Source organism: Alcanivorax borkumensis SK2, from assembly GCF_000009365.1.
Taxonomy (GTDB): Bacteria; Pseudomonadota; Gammaproteobacteria; order Pseudomonadales; family Alcanivoracaceae; genus Alcanivorax; species Alcanivorax borkumensis.
Window position 1 is genome coordinate 151,994 of sequence record NC_008260.1, and the last position, 18,535, is coordinate 170,528.

At 55.2% G+C, this 18,535-nt stretch carries 21 protein-coding genes; 9 read left to right on the plus strand and 12 right to left on the minus strand.

The window, feature by feature from the left end; genetic code table 11:
* Positions 1 to 65 precede the first annotated feature (65 nt).
* Together ABO_RS00710 and ABO_RS00715 are read left to right on the plus strand one after the other, a co-directional pair.
* Positions 66 to 266, plus strand: a complete 201-nt coding sequence (locus ABO_RS00710) for a YheV family putative metal-binding protein (protein WP_011587439.1) — start codon at positions 66 to 68, stop codon at positions 264 to 266.
* Positions 267 to 537: 271 nt separating this feature from the next.
* Positions 538 to 1,242 (plus strand): hypothetical protein, encoded by a 705-nt coding sequence (locus ABO_RS00715; protein WP_011587440.1) that lies wholly within the window; start codon positions 538 to 540, stop codon positions 1,240 to 1,242.
* A 103-nt stretch (positions 1,243 to 1,345) separates the two neighbouring features.
* Here ABO_RS00715 and ABO_RS00720 read toward each other — a convergent pair whose 3' ends face one another.
* Positions 1,346 to 2,206: a metal-dependent hydrolase gene (locus ABO_RS00720; protein ID WP_011587441.1), complete on the minus strand. Its 861-nt coding sequence runs from the start codon at positions 2,204 to 2,206 to the stop codon at positions 1,346 to 1,348.
* Between the two features lie 181 nt (positions 2,207 to 2,387).
* Between ABO_RS00720 and ABO_RS00725 the strand changes: the two genes are divergently transcribed.
* Positions 2,388 to 3,377, plus strand: coding sequence for an AraC family transcriptional regulator (locus tag ABO_RS00725; protein WP_231868095.1), 990 nt, complete (start codon positions 2,388 to 2,390; stop codon positions 3,375 to 3,377).
* A 109-nt stretch (positions 3,378 to 3,486) separates the two neighbouring features.
* On the opposite strand, the gene ABO_RS00730 is transcribed toward ABO_RS00725, so the two are convergent.
* Entirely contained in the window at positions 3,487 to 4,263 is a 777-nt protein-coding gene (locus ABO_RS00730) for a ferredoxin--NADP reductase (RefSeq protein WP_011587443.1), read from the minus strand.
* Positions 4,264 to 4,414: 151 nt separating this feature from the next.
* On the opposite strand from ABO_RS00730, the gene ABO_RS00735 reads away from it, so the two are divergent.
* The 3 genes from ABO_RS00735 to ABO_RS00745 all read left to right on the plus strand — a co-directional run bounded on the left by ABO_RS00735 (position 4,415) and on the right by ABO_RS00745 (position 7,405).
* Positions 4,415 to 5,299: a LysR family transcriptional regulator gene (locus ABO_RS00735; protein WP_041704598.1), complete on the plus strand. Its 885-nt coding sequence runs from the start codon at positions 4,415 to 4,417 to the stop codon at positions 5,297 to 5,299.
* A gap of 195 nt (positions 5,300 to 5,494) precedes the next feature.
* On the plus strand, positions 5,495 to 6,280 hold the full coding sequence (cobS, locus tag ABO_RS00740; protein WP_011587445.1) for an adenosylcobinamide-GDP ribazoletransferase: 786 nt from the start codon (positions 5,495 to 5,497) through the stop codon (positions 6,278 to 6,280).
* Positions 6,281 to 6,550: 270 nt separating this feature from the next.
* A complete protein-coding gene (locus tag ABO_RS00745) occupies positions 6,551 to 7,405 on the plus strand; it encodes a crotonase/enoyl-CoA hydratase family protein (RefSeq protein WP_011587446.1) in 855 nt (284 codons plus the stop codon).
* A gap of 106 nt (positions 7,406 to 7,511) precedes the next feature.
* Here the strand turns inward: ABO_RS00745 and ABO_RS00750 are convergent, their stop codons facing one another.
* From ABO_RS00750 to ABO_RS00780, 7 genes are all read right to left on the minus strand, one after another.
* Positions 7,512 to 7,901 carry a thiol-disulfide oxidoreductase DCC family protein gene (locus ABO_RS00750; protein ID WP_041704602.1) on the minus strand — a complete coding sequence of 130 codons (390 nt, stop codon included), beginning with the start codon at positions 7,899 to 7,901 and terminating at the stop codon, positions 7,512 to 7,514.
* Positions 7,898 to 8,821, minus strand: a complete 924-nt coding sequence (locus ABO_RS00755) for a hypothetical protein (protein ID WP_011587448.1) — start codon at positions 8,819 to 8,821, stop codon at positions 7,898 to 7,900. Before ABO_RS00755 ends, ABO_RS00750 begins: the two co-directional genes overlap by 4 nt.
* Positions 8,808 to 9,359 (minus strand): hypothetical protein, encoded by a 552-nt coding sequence (locus ABO_RS00760; protein WP_011587449.1) that lies wholly within the window; start codon positions 9,357 to 9,359, stop codon positions 8,808 to 8,810. The genes ABO_RS00755 and ABO_RS00760 overlap by 14 nt, the downstream gene beginning before the upstream one ends.
* A gap of 41 nt (positions 9,360 to 9,400) precedes the next feature.
* Complete coding sequence (locus ABO_RS14440; RefSeq protein ID WP_155849272.1) at positions 9,401 to 9,571, minus strand: hypothetical protein; 171 nt, start codon at positions 9,569 to 9,571, stop codon at positions 9,401 to 9,403.
* A 187-nt stretch (positions 9,572 to 9,758) separates the two neighbouring features.
* Positions 9,759 to 9,965, minus strand: a complete 207-nt coding sequence (locus ABO_RS00765; protein WP_007149147.1) for a cold-shock protein — start codon at positions 9,963 to 9,965, stop codon at positions 9,759 to 9,761.
* 555 nt (positions 9,966 to 10,520) lie between these two features.
* Positions 10,521 to 11,624, minus strand: coding sequence for a cellulase-like family protein (locus ABO_RS00775; RefSeq protein ID WP_011587451.1), 1,104 nt, complete (start codon positions 11,622 to 11,624; stop codon positions 10,521 to 10,523).
* 302 nt (positions 11,625 to 11,926) lie between these two features.
* Complete coding sequence (locus ABO_RS00780; protein WP_011587452.1) at positions 11,927 to 12,790, minus strand: metal ABC transporter solute-binding protein, Zn/Mn family; 864 nt, start codon at positions 12,788 to 12,790, stop codon at positions 11,927 to 11,929.
* Between the two features lie 238 nt (positions 12,791 to 13,028).
* Between ABO_RS00780 and znuC the strand changes: the two genes are divergently transcribed.
* The 3 genes from znuC to ABO_RS00795 all read left to right on the plus strand — a co-directional run bounded on the left by znuC (position 13,029) and on the right by ABO_RS00795 (position 16,064).
* The gene (gene znuC, locus ABO_RS00785) at positions 13,029 to 13,808 is read left to right on the plus strand and encodes a zinc ABC transporter ATP-binding protein ZnuC (protein ID WP_011587453.1); all 780 of its coding nucleotides are present in this window, start codon (positions 13,029 to 13,031) and stop codon (positions 13,806 to 13,808) included.
* Positions 13,801 to 14,583 (plus strand): zinc ABC transporter permease subunit ZnuB, encoded by a 783-nt coding sequence (znuB, locus tag ABO_RS00790; protein WP_035461496.1) that lies wholly within the window; start codon positions 13,801 to 13,803, stop codon positions 14,581 to 14,583. Before znuC ends, znuB begins: the two co-directional genes overlap by 8 nt.
* Before the next feature lie 191 nt (positions 14,584 to 14,774).
* Positions 14,775 to 16,064: an MATE family efflux transporter gene (locus tag ABO_RS00795; RefSeq protein ID WP_011587455.1), complete on the plus strand. Its 1,290-nt coding sequence runs from the start codon at positions 14,775 to 14,777 to the stop codon at positions 16,062 to 16,064.
* On the opposite strand, the gene ABO_RS00800 is transcribed toward ABO_RS00795, so the two are convergent.
* The 3 genes from ABO_RS00800 to ABO_RS00810 all read right to left on the minus strand — a co-directional run bounded on the left by ABO_RS00800 (position 16,021) and on the right by ABO_RS00810 (position 18,517).
* Positions 16,021 to 17,124: a GGDEF domain-containing protein gene (locus ABO_RS00800; RefSeq protein ID WP_046961615.1), complete on the minus strand. Its 1,104-nt coding sequence runs from the start codon at positions 17,122 to 17,124 to the stop codon at positions 16,021 to 16,023. The two genes, ABO_RS00795 and ABO_RS00800, sit on opposite strands and share 44 nt — an antisense overlap.
* A gap of 211 nt (positions 17,125 to 17,335) precedes the next feature.
* The gene (locus ABO_RS00805) at positions 17,336 to 17,977 is read right to left on the minus strand and encodes a hypothetical protein (RefSeq protein ID WP_041704614.1); all 642 of its coding nucleotides are present in this window, start codon (positions 17,975 to 17,977) and stop codon (positions 17,336 to 17,338) included.
* A gap of 162 nt (positions 17,978 to 18,139) precedes the next feature.
* The gene (locus ABO_RS00810; protein ID WP_035461490.1) at positions 18,140 to 18,517 is read right to left on the minus strand and encodes a hypothetical protein; all 378 of its coding nucleotides are present in this window, start codon (positions 18,515 to 18,517) and stop codon (positions 18,140 to 18,142) included.
* Positions 18,518 to 18,535 lie beyond the last annotated feature (18 nt).

Here is an 18,535-nt window from a genome sequence, read left to right on the forward strand (position 1 = left end):
TACCGAACGCCCGGAGTCGACGCGAATACGTGTGGCACCGGGCGCTTGGCGTTAACTAGAGAGAGATGATGAAACGCCAATTTATTGCTGGTGCTAGCTGCCCTGAGTGTGGGCAGATGGACAAGATACAGCGCGTCATAGAGGGTGATCAGCAATGGATGGAATGTGTTGCCTGCGGCGCCCGAAAAGACCTAGACGAAAAACCACCGCAAGCCACTGATGCATTAGCCCGGCCGGTAACCTTACAGCCTAGCTCGAAAAAATAGCGCTACCTGGTGAATAAACTGGCGCGGTGTGCATGCGTCTTCGCTACCCGCCAACATTTTATGTGATGCCCCGTGTTCTGCAGACTCTAAACGTGGAGCTTGTCGTTGGACAAGTGATAGCGATCTCTTGCTCCACCTGATCTCATACAAAATGAATAAAAAATTAACGCAGTAGTCCGACATTATACGGTAATGTTATCTTTTTAGTGCTGCGGCGCATTTTTAATCGGGGGAAGGTATGGGGTTAATGACGCAATGTCGATTTGCCTAGATGGCAGGTTTTTCTGCTCTGGCTATGCTGCAGGGTTGTTCCCTGCTGGAAGTACCCATGGTTGCGGCAATGAAAGCGCCGGATCACGTTTATATCCATGAAGATGCAAAGGTCGGTGACAAGTCGGTTATAAAAAATCCAGCCAGAGGACACCAGATTATTATCTGGGAAGTGTTGCAGGAATTTGATGACGGTTATGAAGTAGGGCTCTCTTGGCAGGATGAAACGGGGCGGGTGATGGCGCTGGGCATGGAACCGGGTCTGCGCCGTCAATTTGTTATCGACAAAGAGGGCAACGTGAAATCCGCCAAGGCGAAATCGGTGCGCTTTGGTCTTGCCTTGCCCATGGCGGTAGCGGCGCCAGGGACCTATGTGAAATCACGAGAAACCATCGAATTTGAAACCCCCCAGGTAATTACCACCCCGGCTGGACAATACACCGTTACCCACGCGCTAGTCTCAGAGTTCGATACTCTGTTGCTGGATAACAAGACTATCGACCTGATCGGCCCGGACGTGAGTTTTGGCGTGGTACATAGCGACCAAGACATCTCCAGTAATGTGCTAGCGGCAACCAACCTGTATGTCGAGATTGCCAAGTTGCAGACGCAGGCGTTTGATCCGACACGCTTGAATAGCGTGCTTACCTCGATTCGTGAGGGAGGGAAGATTAAACAGAGCTTTGATCTGGTCGAAGTGGAATGAGACTCCCCGGGCGCCGGAGGCTATAAAACACAATTTTTTAAATTGGTATCTGTGACTTAAAGCATCAGGCGCCCGGGCGTGTAGTCTCCTGAAAAAATGAAAATCAGGCCCAGTTACCGAGCCATTTTTTCTTGGCTTTTTCCACAAGGTCGCGGGAATCGTGCTGCCAGGGATGGAAGCTCGGGCTGTAGAATCTGAAGTAGGAGGGCAGCAGCTTGCGGAATACCCCAGGTTTGCCCCACATATAATTGAGGCCGCCCAGCCACGACTTCACATTGGTCAACTCGCCCTGTTCCTTCATTAGTTGTGCCAAATGCAGGGTAGAAAAGAGCGGGAATAGAACGCTCACGAAGGCCATTTCTGTGATGCGGGTGAGTTCACTGCCCCCGATTTGCTTGTACACATCAAACGCCACTGCCTTGTGCTCGGACTCTTCAATGGCATGCCAAGCCCAGATCGGCGCCATGCGCGGATCCATTTCATCCAGAGCGCTATACTTGAGCAGAAACTCCTCGGCCATTAATGCGGTGAGATGTTCCACTGCCACGGTGTGGGCCAGCTGCCGTTCCGGCGACAGGTTCTTGCGCATCCAGTCCATAAAAACCTGAATTTCACGATCTAAGCGGCCAAGGCCAACCCCTCGCTCTTCCAGGTAGCCGTTGAGCAGTTTGTGCTCTTTGGAGTGGTGGGCTTCTTGGCCGATAAAAGCGTGTACCGCCGTTTTCAGCTCCGGGTCGTTAATGCGGTCTTGGTAATGGCGCACTGAGTCGATGAAAAATCGCTCTCCGGCGGGAAAGCTGGCAGACAGGGCGCTGAGCATCAAGGTTTTAACCGGGTCGCTATCCCACCAGTATTTAGGCACATCGTCAGCTAGGTCGAACTCCGGGCGGCGGACGGTGGGAATCATCATGGCCGGTCGGCTATCGGCGGGATTATCGTGAAGCGGCTTTGCCGGTGCATTCATATTGAGCCTCCTGGCGGAAAAGGAACGGTGGGAGATGGCCTATACGGTACTGGTGAGTGCAGTGGGGGCGTGAGATGCTTGGCGGACAAAGCACTTGTCATTGGTGGCCAAATTGATTGAGCCGAAAACAACCATACCCTGGACACAATTCCCCGACTGGACTCGCCAAAGGAATCAGCCGGTGACCTATCCACGCATGTGTGTGGATGTGGCTGTTCAGCGGGGAGTCGATCGGGATACGCTGCTGGCGCGGGCCGAGTTAGCCCCGTCACGGTTGGACGACCCCTCTGGGCAAGTGTCTTTGCAGGAGACCGTTCAGGTATTTGCGGCCGCGGCAGCCTTGACCGGCGACAACGGCATTGGCTTGGCCGTGGGGCAGCGTATGCCTCTGACTGCCCACGGCAACTTAGGCTACCTGCTCATGTGTGCGGGTACCGCCCGGGAAGCGATTGGCCTGCTGGAACGTTTCTGGGACCTGCGGGGCCGTAGTGCCGCCCTTGAAGTAAAGGTCGAAGGTAGCGGCCTGTTTTTTGAGTTGCTGCCGGAAGTGATGTTGCCAGCCACAGTGCGAGATCTGGTGCTGGGCTCCATGCTGGGCAGCATGGCCAGTGGCATGCGGTTTATCCTTCCGGGCCTGTCGCTGATGCCGGAAATTTGGTTGCAGGGCGAGCCGATGGCGTCAGCCCAAACCCTGGACGATAGTGTGGTTTTGGTGCGTTATCGTCAAGCTAGGGCAGGTATATGGGCGGCGGATGCGGTGCGGTGGCTGGACAGCCCGTTGCCCACGGCAAACCCGGAAGCATTGAGTCAGGCTTTGATCCAATGTGAGCGGGAGAGTGTCTTATTGGCCCCAGGCGATACCCTGCTGCGTCAGGTGCGTGAGCTGTTAGTTCTCGATGCTGAGGGCTACCCGACGCCGGAGCAGCTTGCCGAACATCTACACCTAACAGCACGTACCTTGCGGCGCCGTTTGCAGGAAAGGGGGCTGGGCTTTCAGTCGCTGCTAGAAGAAGCCCGACGCCGTGACAGCTGCCATCTGCTGGCAGCGTCCGATATGGAAATTCAGCGTATTAGCCAGTTGCTGGGCTTTGCCGACCCGGCCAATTTCACCCGCGCTTTTAAGGTCTCGATGGGCATGACGCCCAGCCAGTGGCGAGAGCGGCATGCCTAACGAAGTTTTTGCGTTGCGGAGAATGAGACAGACCCCAAAAAAGTGGCGGTGAACGTCAAACGCTTGCTATCGCGTATTGAATACAGCGAAAAACATGTTGCGTCTTGTGTTATTTCTCTACAAACGCTCGTTCGATCACGTACTCACCCAGCTCGCCACCGCGGGTTTCCTTGAAGCCCCAGTCGTCGAGGATCTTGGTGGTGTCTTTGAGCATGGCCGGGCTACCACACAGCATGAAGCGGTCGTTTTCCAGGCTTGGTTTGGGCAGGCCCAGGTCCTCGAAAATCTTGCCGCTGGTCATCAGGTCGGTGAGGCGACCTTCGTTGCGGAACGGCTCTCGAGTGACGGTGGGGTAATAGAGCAGTTTGCCGTTAACGAACTCACCGAAGAACTCGTTGTTTGGCAGCTCGTGTTCAATGGTGTCCTGGTAGGCCAACTCGGAGACATGACGCACCCCGTGGGTGAGAATGACGCGGTCGTACTGTTCGTACACCTCCGGATCCTTGATGATGCTCATGAACGGTGCGAGGCCCGTGCCAGTGGATAGCAACCACAGGTTTTTGCCCGGCAGCAAGTGGTCGGCGACTAGCGTGCCGGTGGGCTTGCGGCTCACGTAGATCTTGTCGCCCGGCTGAATGTTTTGCAGCTGGGACGTCAGCGGGCCGTCTTGCACCTTGATGCTGAAAAATTCCAGTTCTTCCTCATAGTTCGCGCTGGCAATGGAATAGGCGCGCAGCAGTGGGCGGCCGTTGTCCTGCTCCAGACCAATCATGGTGAAATGTCCGTTTTTGAAACGGAAACCCGGGTCCCGGCTGGTGGTAAAGCTGAACAGGGTGTCGTTCCAGTGGCGAACGCTTTTGACGGTTTCGGTATTCAAATTAGACATAGTTAAATCAGCGCTTATTCCAAAATTCCAGATGGTGGAAATTTAACCGAATGGAGATTATCGGTAAAATGGGTTATACCGATAGATCTTATCGGGGAATCCGATATCATTCATTTAATAATAATTCTCATTCAATCATAAAGAGATGGTCATGCGCTATACCCTCAGGCAGCTGGAAGTCTTTCTGGCCATTGCGCACTTTGAAAATGTGAGCCATGCGGCTCACCATCTGAGCATGTCTCAGTCGGCGGCTTCCGGGGCACTTAAGGAACTGGAAGGCCTTTACGATATAAAATTTTTTGAGCGGGCCGGCAAGCGATTGAAGCTCAATGAGCTGGGCCGCCAGTTCTGGCCCCGTGCAGAAGCGCTGCTGGCCCAGGCCCGTGAGCTGGAATCCGATCTGCAATCCCGCCGGGACTTGGGACGTCTGAATGTGGGCGCCACTCTGACCATTGGCAATTATCTGGCGGTGGCGATTATGGCGGATTACATGGCTCAGCAGCCCGGCGCCCGGGTGCACTTGGAGGTGGCTAATACTCGCTCCATTGTTGATCGGGTGCTGAGCTTTGAGCTGGATCTGGGCCTGATAGAGGGTGAGCTGAATCATCCAGATCTGGAGCTGTTACCTTGGCGGGAGGACGAGCTGGTGGTCTTCTGTAGCCCGGATCATCCGCTATCAAGTAAGCAAGCGCTTACTGATGAGGACCTGCGCGCGGCCCACTGGATTGTCCGTGAGTCGGGCTCGGGTACTCGTCAGACCTTCGAGCGGGCTTTGCATGGCCTGGTGGCTGAGTTAGATCTGGCCCTAGAGCTGGAACACACTGAGGCCATTAAACGGGCGGTGGAAACAGGGTTGGGGATTAGTTGTCTGTCGCGGGTGTGCTTGCAAGAGGCGTTCAAGCGAGGGTCTTTGGTGGAGTTGTCGGTGCCACACCGTGACTTCAATCGGGAATTCTATTTTGTGTTGCACCGCCAAAAGTACCGTAGCCCGGGGATCGAACGATGGCTGGAGTTATGCCGCGCTTCCGTGCAGTAATGTGTCGCAGCGCCAGGCCGTTGCGTTGTTTTGGCCAGCGGGGGGATGCCCCCGAGGGCGAGAGGAAGGCGTTCTTTCTCGTCTCCACGTCGCATTTTATCATTAGCCTGGGCGCCTAGTTGTGCGCCTTGTTCGGTATGGCGTCGCGCAGCGGGAAAAGAGATAGCCTTATCGTGATTGATAGCAGGAAGCCTAATGAAGAAGCATCAAAGTCATCACCACGCGCAGCAAAGGTTTACCCACAGAGACTGGCAAGAAGAGTGGCAGGCGTTCTGGCTGGCGGTGGGTTTTCTCACCCGAATACCGATGCTGGTACGTATTGATTACAGCCAGACCTTAATGAATCGCTCCAGCGTGTATTTTCCTCTGGTGGGGCTGTTGCTGGGCGCGCTGTACGCGGGCTTATTTGTATTGCTCGATGCTTTCTGGGCCACTGGAATTTGTGTGGCGCTAATATTGGTGTTCCACCTGTGGATCACCGGGGCTTTTCATGAGGATGGGCTGGCGGACAGCGTGGATGCGCTAGGGGGTGGCTATACCGTGGCCCGGCGCCTTGAAATCATGAAAGATAGCCGCATTGGCACCTATGGGACGGTGGCGCTGATCATGGCGTTGGGGTTAAAGGGCCTGTTGCTGGCGGAGGCGAAAACGGTCTGGCTTGCCTTATTGCTGAGCCCGGTCGTTAGCCGGTTAACGCCATTGTGGTTAATGCGATATTTGCCGTATGTAACGGATCCAAATACCAGTAAAAGCAAACCGGTGGCAGAAGGGTTTAGTACGCAGCGGTTGTGTGTGGCTACCGCGCTGACCGTGGTTGTGGCGGCTCTGGCGGGTGCGGTAATTCCTGCGCTGTTATCTGTTGTTGTGGTGGCGTTGCTGTGGGGTGGATATCTTTGGCGACACCTACGCGGCTATACCGGTGATACGCTTGGGGCCAGCGTGGTGTTGTGCGAGCTGGTGTTCTTATTGCTTTGGGGATGAGAGATGAATTGATCATTGCGTGCCTTGAAAGCACGCAGAGGAAAAACGGCGCGCCAGCTCCCCGCGCCGTTTTTTATGGTGTTTCTAGGAACACTAAATGGTGGTTAATGGATTGGGTACTAATGGTGGGGGGGCGAATTCTAAAATGTCGTCATGAGCACAGTTTAGTGCGTGATCGGATCTGTTCAATGTGGGCAGATTGGGTAAGGCTGTGTTGCAAATGCCGGAAGCCATTGGCAATGGTGCTTATAACAATGGGAGAGAAGACGCATGTCTGCGTTACCTGAATACCGCTCGTTTGATGTTACCGTGCAAAATTTTATTGCCCACGTGCAATTCAGCCGTCCTGAATCGCTGAACAGTATGAACAAGGATTTTTGGCTGGAGTTGCCCCGTTGCTTGCGGGATATAGAGGCGAGCACTGATGCTCGAGTGGTGGTGATTTCTTCCACAGGCAAACACTTTTCTGCGGGCATGGATTTGGCGGTGTTTTCGGATCCTAGTGGTGCCCCAATGGGAGGGGACCCGGGACGAATGGCAGAGAACCTTCGCCGGGTGGTGCTGCAGCTGCAAGATTGTCTGAGTGTGCTCGAGCAGGTGCGAATTCCAGTGCTGGCAGCGATTCAGGGAGGCTGTATTGGTGGCGCATTGGATTTGGTGTGTGCGGCGGACAGTCGTTACTGCACAGAGGACGCGTTCTTTACCATCAAGGAAACCCCGCTGGGTATGACTGCGGATGTGGGTACACTTCAGCGTCTGCCTAAGTTGATGCCCCAAGGCCTGGTGAGGGAGCTGGCCTATACCGGTCGCAAGTTTGGCGCCCAAGAGGCGGCGGAGCAAGGGCTGGTCAATAGTGTTTACGGTAATACGCATGACATGCTAGCGGCCGTGATGGGCATTGCTGCGGATATAGCTGCGAATTCTCCGCTGGCGGTGATGGGCTGCAAGGAAATGCTTAATTACAGCCGTGACCACAGTGTTGAGGATAGCCTGAAATACATGGCTACATGGCAAGCGGGTATGTTCCGGCCCGACGATATGATGTTGACCTTTCAAGCCCAGGCGAAGAAAGAACAGGCGCAATACCCGGATTTGATGCCCATCAAAGAATTGTTTGAGTCTTGATCCGCCCTGAACCGGTGAGCCGCTAAGTATAGAAAAATCTGTGTTTAGCGCACCACGGTATTCGATATGCTGGTAAGGGGTTTGGAGCGGGGTAAATGGGTAGAGGTTAGTGGGTATTTAGCGGCTTTTTCCCCATAAGAAACAGCAGTGTGTTGCGGCATATTTTAAGCACAGGATAAAGGCAACGAGACAGCTTGCGGGAGCGAAACACAAAAGCATTAATGCAATTAAATAGGCCGCTTGGGCTGCTGAGTAAGGCGATATGGTGCACCGCATCGGCGCCATGGAGATAGTGACCGTTGAGGAGTAATACCATGCCGTCATCCAAGGAAATGCCCTTTTCCTGCATATGGGCTACCCATTGCGGCGCTTGGCGGGCATCAATTAGATGTAATGGCCCAATCGTGTTACGGAAACGGATAAAGCGCACATAGTTACGGCAGGCGGGACATTCGCCATCGTAAACCAGATAGGTGTCGTTTGGATTGGGGATCATGGGGAATAAACCAAGAGGCTCAGCCAAGGAAACTCGTAGATACAAAGTAACAGGAATAACCCCAAGTAGCCTAGCCTTAAGCCGGCCACGTCGTTAGGCACCAGACAATATCCCCAAATGATGATCAACCAGCCAAACCCGATGACCGGAGCTACTGCGTAAACAGGAATGATAAAAGCCATCAACAGCAGATGTTTGAAAATTTCACCGCGCCGGGAGAGTGGAAGCAGTAACATGACGGCAATGGCAATTTGGTCTACATAGTTGACCCAAGTAATCACCAACGCCAAGCGATGCAAGGCCTCAGAGCTGTGCAGTGTGGCGGTGGGTTGGTCGGCAAGTAAGGGGTCTAGTGCCCGTACATAAAGTTGGCGGTTTTCAGAGAAAATATCGCCATCCATCCCCGTTACCAGTGAGCCCAGAGCACTAAAGCGGCTATCTGTCATGAGAATAAACTCAAAGAAATCGCCACTTAGGTAATCCGGAGAGAGGGTTTTCTGTACCACGGCCATCATCATGGTGAAGAAAAGCAGATAACGAGCACAGCGCCTTAGAAAAGCGGGCCGATCAATCGTGTTGTCGAATGCTAGAAACAGACTGAATACCCAGTAACAAAGCAGGTATTTGTGGTTATCCGCGTGTGTCCAGTTCAACCATAAGGCTGCGGAGCTGAATAAAAAGACCACAAACCAGAAGGGGCCTTGTCGCAGTAGCGCTGGCCAGACCAGGTAACTGATGACCAACAGTTGGAAAGGGATGGCGAAATAGACATGGGGAAAGCCATGAAAAATCAGGATGCCCAGAGTTAAAGCCCCAACGACGGCAAGAAAATCCTGTTGCTCCCGGCCACACAACTTTTCCAATAGCGGCGACGTGAGGGTGGTGCTCAGTCGCCGGTTGATGGCGTCAGTGTTTAACACGGCAGCCCTCCGCGTTATTCCAGTAGGCGCTGCCCAGAGGGGTGCGGGTAAGGGCGCCGGTGGGCACGTCAAGCAAGGTTTTCCATGCCACCAGCTGCAAGCCTGTTACGGCTAGAGGCTGATGACTGCTGGTTTTGTCTCCGGAAAGGCCGGCGACAGCGTAGCTGCGCAGGGTTTGGTCATTCAGGGTAACGGTTCTCACGGTGCCACTAGGTAGCCACACTTTGTTGGCTGCATAGTGACAAAGGGATAGAAGGTTCTCTATCGTCGGCATGGCATTGAAATGAGCAAGTGGCCGACCTAAAGCTTGGCTGTTGGCAAGAAATTGTTGCTCTGGGGTTTCAAGCATAATCGAAACTACCCGGGTGCCGGGGGCATCCTGGGTGGAGAACATGCCCATGCCTCCGCCTTTCCACTGGGACAGGTCGCTATAGGTTACGTGGTAGAAATGGTTGAAAAGAATCGCCAGAGAGCCCGCCATCAGTAAAAGGAAAAGGCGCGCTTCTGCATACTTTCTGCTAGAAAAAAACTGTTTCATTTTGGCGGGGATGGGCCGCCCAAGCGGGCGGCCCGGAGAGGTCAGCCGGCATTATCTAGCTCGGATTGCAGCTCAGATGTTTCTGATTCGGAACAGCTGGCCCAGATGCTGCTACATTCTGCGCGAGCTTCATCGACCAGAGGCACTTCAGACACAATTGCGGCGCCAGCAAAAATGGCCAGAGCCAGGGTGGCGTAGGTGAGTTTCTTCATCACAAGTTCCCTATCAGATAAGTGTTCAGGCGAATGCAATGATGATTATGGCGCTTGGTGTTAAGTCAGGGTATACCCCAAATGGGGCAATGTGGGTAGGGGTTATGCCATGAGATGCTTATGCGTTAGAGAAAATTAGACACAAAAAAGGCGCCACAAGGGCGCCTTTTTTAACTGGAACGATCGCTTACAGAGCGACGATGTTCTCAGCCTGTGGGCCTTTAGGGCCCTGGGTTACGGTGAACTCAACCGCTTGGCCTTCAGCCAGGGTTTTGAAACCGGAACCAGTGATGGCGCTGAAGTGAGCGAAAACGTCTGGGCCGTTTTCCTGCTCTAGGAAACCAAAACCTTTTGCTTCGTTGAACCACTTAACGGTGCCTTTAACTGTAGACATAACACTATTCCTGAAAAAATGAAGTTTCGCCTCAATGGCGTAAGTAGCTGAAAAACGGGGACTTGGACTTCGGAACTGCAGGACGAGTTATACAGAGAAAACAACGAAATGAAGTGCGTGATTCAAGTACGATCTTTTAGCTGGGAGTAAAGATACCCGGATTCCTCCTTCGTGTACAGCTAAATTGCATCTTAAAGATGCTTGGAGGGGTGATTTACGATGATTTTTCTATTCAGGCCGGTGATTCCGGTGCCCACACCTCGACTTGCGCCCACTGTGCGAGTATCGGCGCTATGCTGGTTGGGCGGCCCAACAGAGGGGCAAACGGCGTTGGTTTGATCGTGCCGTTCACAGAAGCTTCGTTTTCACCGCCACGCATTTTTAGTTCTTCTAAAATAAAGGTTATGACTTTCTACGCGGCAAATATATTGGATGACGGCGTGTTTGGTCCCCAACAGCTTGATCAGGTTTCAATGGCAAACAGGCCCTAACGTTTCTGGCGCGACGCCAGTGGCTATTGTAAATAGCCAGACCTTGGCACGATGTGGCTTGCGGCTATGATTGACCAGATAGAATAAGGTGATTCAGATGGGCGAGGTACTCTTCTTCCTGCCACAACCAGGGGTAATTTGGACACGCTAACGAGGTCGGGGTTAGCCTTTCCACCCCTTGGGTCAAGGCATTTACTACCATCATCTCGTGCAGGTCTGCCCAGCCGGTAGGCAGCTTGTGCAGATTCTGCGGCTGGCGCACGAAGCCTTCACTGATTACCGGTTGTAGCCGACGCAAGCGAGTAAAAGCCATGCGCCGTTGCAGCTGATCTTCCAGCCGCCGCTGCCAGTGCATACCGCCGGCATCCAGCAACAGCTGCTTCATAGGGTTGGCCAGTTTGCCTAGCATGCCGGAAGCCGGCAGGGCGTCGCCGCTGGCTAGTCGATAGCGTGGATCATTATCTAGCCACACACTGAAATCGAGGAAATCCAGTTCACTGGTGTCCAGTTGTCGAAACTGTTCGCTGAGCGCCACGGTGGTGCTCAGGCCGACGGGTACCGACGGAAACAAGGCATGCAACGCGCGGGGGACTTCGCGCAGGTAATCCTCCAGTCGCTCGCCGGCGGCAGCGGACCAGTGCGATGGCAACGAGCGCTCTGGCGAGCGCTTGAAAACCCGCCTGGCCACGCCGTGGGCATAGGGTAGGGAAGGAAACTGGTAGCAGAAATCAACCCCTGCTACATTGTGCAGATAGCCCCACTGCTCTATCAGCGAGAGGGTTTCACTCCATACCCGGACATAATCTTCCGGGCGCCGCACAAAGGACCGGCGGGCGCGGCTGTCATTAATGAAACGGCTGCTGAACCAAACCTTCAGTCCCCGCTCGTGGGCCGATTGCAATACCTGCTGGAGCTGATGACGAATTTTTACCTCAGTCGCAGGCGCACCTTGGGGCATCAGTTCACAGCGATCCATATGGATGCCGTTTTCAGGGGTAGCGATCAAGTGGGGGCAGGGGTCCAACCGCAGGGTATTAAAGCCCCGTTGTTGAGTCTCATCGAACACACGCTCCAGCGAAGCAAAAGCACCATCGCGAATATCGCGCTGAAGCAGCCAGGATAAATCCCAGCAGGCGATCGCCAATGATTGTGTGTTGTTATGCGACATCCAGGCTTACCGTTTTTTAGATCAAGCGCATCAGCATACTCGTTTCGGAGGTTGCCTCAATGACTCAACTCTTTGTTACCCTCTATTGACCCGCCCTGACTTCCCGACACATGGCCAAAATGGCGCGTTACGAATTACCATTAAATAGTGCGGCTGGACCAGTAACACTATGATCGCAAACATTAAAATGGTACTAGCAGCATTCCTTCTGGCCTCAGGTCTGGCTTAGATTGCCCAACAATGCTCAGACACCGCACCGCCGGACAATGTTGCGCCACACGTCCCCTCGGTGAGCTGGAATCTCAGGTGTCTTTGGCGGCTTGTAAGCATTGAGCAAACCCACTACTCAATTCTGACAACCAGGGCAGGTACTTCTGTTGTAAGGAGTCGCGTCCTAACGGATCCAACGGCTGTACGTAACAGTCTGGGCACAGACGTTTGAGCAGGCCGGCCCGAGCTTCCGGTTCCTGAACCGCGCAACGCACTTGCTGGTCTCGCACCTGCCCCGCCAGGGTGACAAAACGACGGCTACCCGGCCCGGCCCCCAGTTGTTCTGATACCACCAACGGGTTGGCCAACCCAAGGCTTTCGGTTAGATAACCCCAAGGCTGGTGATAGCTCAGCCAGGGTACCTGCGCCAATGGCATCAACTGCTTTTTCTCGGCTTGCAACTGAGCCTTGGCCTCCTGCTGCCACAATTGGGGCTGGCCCGGCGTTAGCCCGTGCGGAAATTGCTGACCGACGGCGCCCGCCAGTAACACCATATTATCCACGGATAACCACAGGTGAGGGTCGGTGCTGGCAGCATGCCCCTCATGGTCATGATCTTCATGGTGCTGATGCTCACCCTTGCGCCGGTACACGCCTTCCAGTTCCAGCAAGGTCACAGTCCGGCCCTTGCGGCGCGCCACCAGAGGCGCCAGTGGAGCCTCCACGTCCGCGCCCAACCACACCACCAGATCCGCCTGCTGCACCGCCATCGCTTGGCGAGGGGATAATGCCAGCTGATGCGGATTCTGGTTGCCCTGCATTAAAGTAGTGACCGTAATTTTTTCACCATAGAGGCTGCGCAGTACCTTCGCCAACGGCTCCACGCTGGCTACCACGGTCTGACTCCAGGCTGGGGAGCCAAGGAATAACAAAAGGATTAACCAGAAATGACGCATGGGGTTCCTTGAATTGAAATGACGCAGCAGGAGCAACCTCCAAGTCGCAAGGTGCGGGATGGGCGTAGCTCCACTCGAATAACGACTCAGCCGCACCGACAACAGAAACCCTATCTGGCGGAGGCAGCCTGCATCGCCTCTGGCGCGCCTTGTCGTTTGCTGCGGTTAACTCGCCCTTCAGTGCAGGCGAAAGAGCGGCAGTATATCATTACGTTTTTGTACTTCGGGCCCTTTTCTTATGCCAGAACCTTTGGTCACTGTGCAGTCGGTGTCGGTTACGCTAGGAGGCAACGCTGTGCTGTCTGACGTCAGCCTGAGCCTGGCCCCCGGTCGCATCACTACGCTGATTGGCCCCAACGGCGCCGGTAAGAGCACGCTGGCGCGGCTTGTACTGGGGCTAGTGCAGCCAGACAGTAACCATGGCACGGTGATCCGCCGTAAAGGCCTGCGGGTGGGTTACATGCCCCAGCACATCAAGATCGACGACAGCCTGCCGCTCACAGTGGACCGTTTTTTGTGGTTGGCGGCACCGGGGCCTACGGCCTCCCGCCGGGCGGCCTTGGAGCGGGCCGGGGTGGCCCATCTGCGTCGGCGCGGGGTGCAGCAGCTGTCCGGCGGAGAAATGCAGAGGGTACTACTGGCCCGCGCCTTGCTGCGCAAGCCGGATCTGTTGGTACTGGACGAGCCTGCCCAGGGCGTGGATGTGGCCGGGCAGAATGCTCTCTATGGCCTGCTCAAGACCGTTCGTGACGAGCTGGGCTGTGCCATCCTGTTGATTTCACACGATCTGCATCTGGTCATGGCGGCCACCGATGAAGTCATTTGCTTACAGCGCCACGTTTGCTGTTCCGGCAGCCCGGAGTCGGTAAGCCGGGACCCGGCCTACCACGAGTTGTTCGGCCCCGGTGCCGGTACACCTAACCTGGCGCTATACACCCACGATCATGATCACGACCATGATCTGCACGGCAATGCCACGCATTCCCACGATCACAACGGGCCCTGCAATCATGATTGAATTGTTACTGCCGCCATTACTGGCCGGGCTGGCCGTGGCATTGGTCTCCGGCCCCATGGGTGCCTTTGTAGTGTGGCGGCGCATGGCGTTTTTTGGCGACACCCTGGCCCACGGCGCGCTATTGGGCGCAGCGCTGGCGCTAGCGCTGGATATCAGCCTGTATGTGGCGGTGGTGGCGGTGTGCCTGGGGCTGGCTGCCGCCCTCAGCGGCCTGCAGCGGCAACGGCAACTGGCCGGAGACACCCTGCTTGGCATTGTCGCCCACACCACCCTGGCACTCGGGGTCATCGCCATTAGCCTGCAAACCGGCATCCAGGTGGATCTGTTCGCCTACTTGTTCGGGGATTTGCTCGCCGTAGGCTGGCAGGATGTGACCGGCCTGTGGGTAGGCGCCATGGTCATTCTGATGCTGATGCTGTGGCAGTGGCGGGCACTGCTCAGCATTACCGTCAACGAAGAACTGGCCCAGGTGGAAGGCATCGCAGTACAACGCACCCGGCTATTACTGATGTTGTTGCTGGCCCTGCTGATCGCCGGTGCCATCCGCACCGTGGGCGTGCTGCTGATTACCTCGTTGCTGGTGATTCCCGCCGCCAGCGCCCGCCGTCTGACCCATACGCCAGCACAGATGGCTGCGGTGGCCAGCGTGCTGGGCACCTTGTCGGTGCTGGTCGGGTTGGCGGTAAGTTGGTACGCCAACACGCCGGTGGGTCCATCCATCGTGGTGGCCGCCAGCAGCTTGTTTGTGCTGACGCTGTTGCGCAGGGGGTCATGACAAGCCTCTTTGGTAGGAGCACCTCTTAAGGTGCGAACCAGACCCTCGCCGAGCAATCGGATATCGGTCTGAACCTGTCGCACCCTGGCATGACTGATGGGCCTTCAGGTTGATGCCGTGCTGAGCAAGATTCATGCCCCTGAATGAGAATGCCTACAGCGGCGTAGTAGAAGGGTTTTTCCGGAGTTTGAATGAGTGTGACCCTCAACCAACGTATCTGGATGCTGGCCTGGCCGTTGTTGTTGTCCAATTTGACCGCCCCGTTGCTGGGGCTTATGGATACGGCGGTGGTAGGCCATCTGGCGCATCCTCGCTACCTGGCGGCGGTGGCGTTGGGCAGCAATTTCTTCATGTTCTTGTATTTTTCATTCAACTTCCTGCGCATGGGTACCACCGGCTTTGCTTCTCAAGCGCAGGGGGGCAAGCGGGACACCCGTGTGGTGTTACTGCGTGGCTTGCTGCTATCGACCCTGCTCGGGTTTGCCCTGATTCTGTTGTCACCGCTGCTGCGCGATGCGGGCCTGTGGCTACTGGGCGGCAGTGATGCGGTGCAGGGGCTGGCGCGGGATTACATCAACATCCGCATTCTCGGTGCTCCTGCCGCGCTGGCCAATTTTGCCCTTATTGGCTTTGCCATCGGCACCCACAACACCCGCGTGCCCTTAAAAATGACGGTGTTGATGCACAGTACCAATGCGTTGCTGGATATATTGCTGGTACAGGTCTGGAATCTGGATGTCCGTGGTGTGGCCATTGCGAGCGCCTGCGCAGAATATGTGGGCTTGGCCGGTGGTCTGTTCTGGCTGCGCGCTGCCCTGCGACCGCCCGCGCATAGGGAAACCGTGTGGCAGCCTGTGGCTATGTGGGCACTGATGGCCGTGAACCGGGATATTTTTATTCGTAGCTTGGCGCTGCTGACGTGTTTCTTTTTCTTCACCGCCCAAGGCGCACGGCTCGGCGATGCTACGCTAGCGGCCAATGCGGTACTGATTACCTTTCTACTAATCCTGAGTAACCTGCTGGACGGGTTTGCCAATGCTGCGGAAGCGTTGGTGGGGGAAGCTCAGGGCAGGCAGGATCACCAAGCCTTTGCAGACGCCGTGGCGGCTACCGGCCGCTGGACCATCGGCTGTGCGCTGGTGGGCCTGCTGGGATTCTGCTTAGGCGGCGCACCGTTGATTGGTTTACTCACCGACCTGCCATCGATCCGTGACACGGCCATCGAGTATCTGCCTTGGGTATTATTGCTGCCCGTTACCGCTAGCGCCGGATTTTGGTTGGATGGGATCTTTGTCGGCGCCACCTGGGGTACCGCCATGCGCAACACCATGCTGGCGTCAGTGGGGGTCTTCTTTATGCTTTGGGTATGCTCCCGTGGCTGGGATAACCATGGCCTGTGGTTAACCATGAATGGCTTCATGGCAGCCCGGGGAGTATTCATGGCCTGGGTGTTATGGGGTCGACGTCGCCATCATGCATGATCTCAGCGTTTAGTTCACACCGGCTAGGCTTGTTCAAATACATGCGCTGGTCAGCAGCGTACAGCAATGCATCCACGTCTTCGAAATGATCCGGCCCCGTCTGCACCACGCCCATGCTAATACTGACCTCTGGCAATCGCTCCGCCAGCAGTCGTCGAGTCCGTTGGCAATAGGCAAGTTCCGCTTGCTCTTCAGTGCTGTTGGCCAACACTACGCAGAACTCATCGCCACCATAGCGCACACAAGTATCTTCACCTCGGGCGGTTTCTTTTAGCACCTTGCCAAGCTCAACAAGGACTCGATCACCATAGGCATGACCGCGCCGATCATTGATTTCTTTGAAGGCATCCACGTCCACGAAAATCAGCGCTACTGGTTCTCTGCGGCGTTGAGCGGCCTTCACCGTTCGGTGCAGGACTTCGTTAAGGTAACGGCGGGTTGTCAGGCCGGTGAGGGCATCGATACGTAATTGGCCATTACGCATGGCAACCGTTTCTTCCAGTGCCCGCGCATATTCTTCGGTACGATCCTTTGCCGTTTCGATTTCCGACACTAAGCTTAAGATATATGTTTCAAACACCAAGGTGACGTCAAAGTAAATTAGCTTGTCCAGCGCCTTCAAGGCGCGGTCTCGCTCTGCACTGGCATCAATGGCTTCGGTAATGTTTTTTACCAGCAACCGGTGCAGCAAATGCACTGCGGAAAGGTAGAATTTTGGCTCAACGCCAATTCGCTTGTGCACCAAGCCAATTCGCAGGCGGTTGTTGGTGTATTCTAAGTCGTAGACGCCGGAAAATAGGTCCAGAATGTAATGACGCTGGGCGTTCACCAGTCGCTCTAAAGTATCGACATCCCCAATCAGCGCAGCAATATCCGGGTTGCTGGTTTGAATGCCATAGAATATCTCAACGATATCATCGAGGCGGCTCTCCACATGGGGTCGGCACTGTAGCAGCGCGTCCACATCATCATCATTGAAATCCAGCAGACGCTTTCGAGCATCGATATCCATCTCGGTGATTCGCATCTGCTCAAGCAGCGTTTTCATGGTTGAATGCATGCCGTCCCCTCTGGCCTCAACGGGCCTCCTGGCCCATGCAAACTTACTAGTACCCTTAATCATACCCTCGGCATGGTGATCGCCATAGCGTTAAGCGAGATAGAATCACGGTGGGGGACCAATGGTCAGAATCAGAATCGGAAGGTAGAGCTTGAGATAGAGTCAAAGCAAGGGGGGGCTAGGCCGGGCTCTGGCTCCCGGCTAGGCAAGATCATCTTTTCAGGGCGCCATCACGGTCAAGCTTACTTACCACGCTCTTGGCGTAGCCCTCGGCACCGCTTTTCAGACTGTAGGGACTCATGCTGCGAGATTGAGCTTGCCACACGGGCTTCGCCGTTTTGACGCTGTAAAGCTGGGTTTGCAGGTAATAGTCAGTGGCGCTCTGATAATAACCTGGCTGGTACAGCGCGCGATGGCTGTAGCTTACATAGGGGCCATAGCCAAGATACATGGGCGCCGAAGCCATAGGCAGGTAATCCACCGTGGGCGGCATGTATTCGTCACGCTCTTGGCTCTTTAATAGTGTCACCACCATGACCCCATCGGCGTCGCTATCTTTTACAGCCTGCTCAACCTTGCTTCGAAAATCCGCTGCCTGCCGGTTAGTTGCCGGCAACGTGGTGCTGCCTAAGGTGGTCTCCACCTTGCGCTTGGTCAGGCTCTTCTTTACTTGCTGTTCTACAGCAGCAGAGGCCACTGGGTTTTCTGACAGCACCAGCACATACAGGTGGGCAAAGCTCGGCCGTGGTTCGTCGGTTTTGGTTTGCCAGGTGGAATTGGTTTCGGTGGTGGTGGCGCAGGCCGCCAGCAATAGGAGCGAGCAGAATGCAAAAATACGTTGAGCCATCAACATATACCGTCCTTGAAGCAAATGGATTGGAGAGCGTTTGGCTACTGAGGCTCTCGGTTCAGGCCTGTGTCCTTTGGGTGCACTCGAGCTACAAGAGCTCCTTACGTGCGTAATCCAGCATGTAGCCTTAGGTTGCGCGTAAAGAGCAGAGTAAGGGGGCAGCGTTTACTTTTTGCCACCGGGCATGATGAATTTCATTAAAGTCATAAACCACATAAGCTGGCCCGGATCGCCTTCGATCTTGATATTACCGGCCTGCATGCCTTCCATGAACGCCATCTGGTTTTTGCCCGCTTCCTGCAAGGTGCGGAAGGCATAGCCTGCGTCTTTGAAATTCAGGGTTACCGTGGGCTTGCCGTGAATACCCGCCTTGGACACGACCTTGCCTGGCATGAAATGAAAACTGCGCGCCGGCTTGCCCGCGAAGGTGCGCCACTGCATCACCACATTGCGGTTCTCCAGCTGCTTTTGAAAGCCTGTGTTACGCCACGCCAACCAGCGTAACCGCCAACCAAGAACCAGCAATACCAGTGCAAATTTCATGAGAAATCCTTGTCTGTC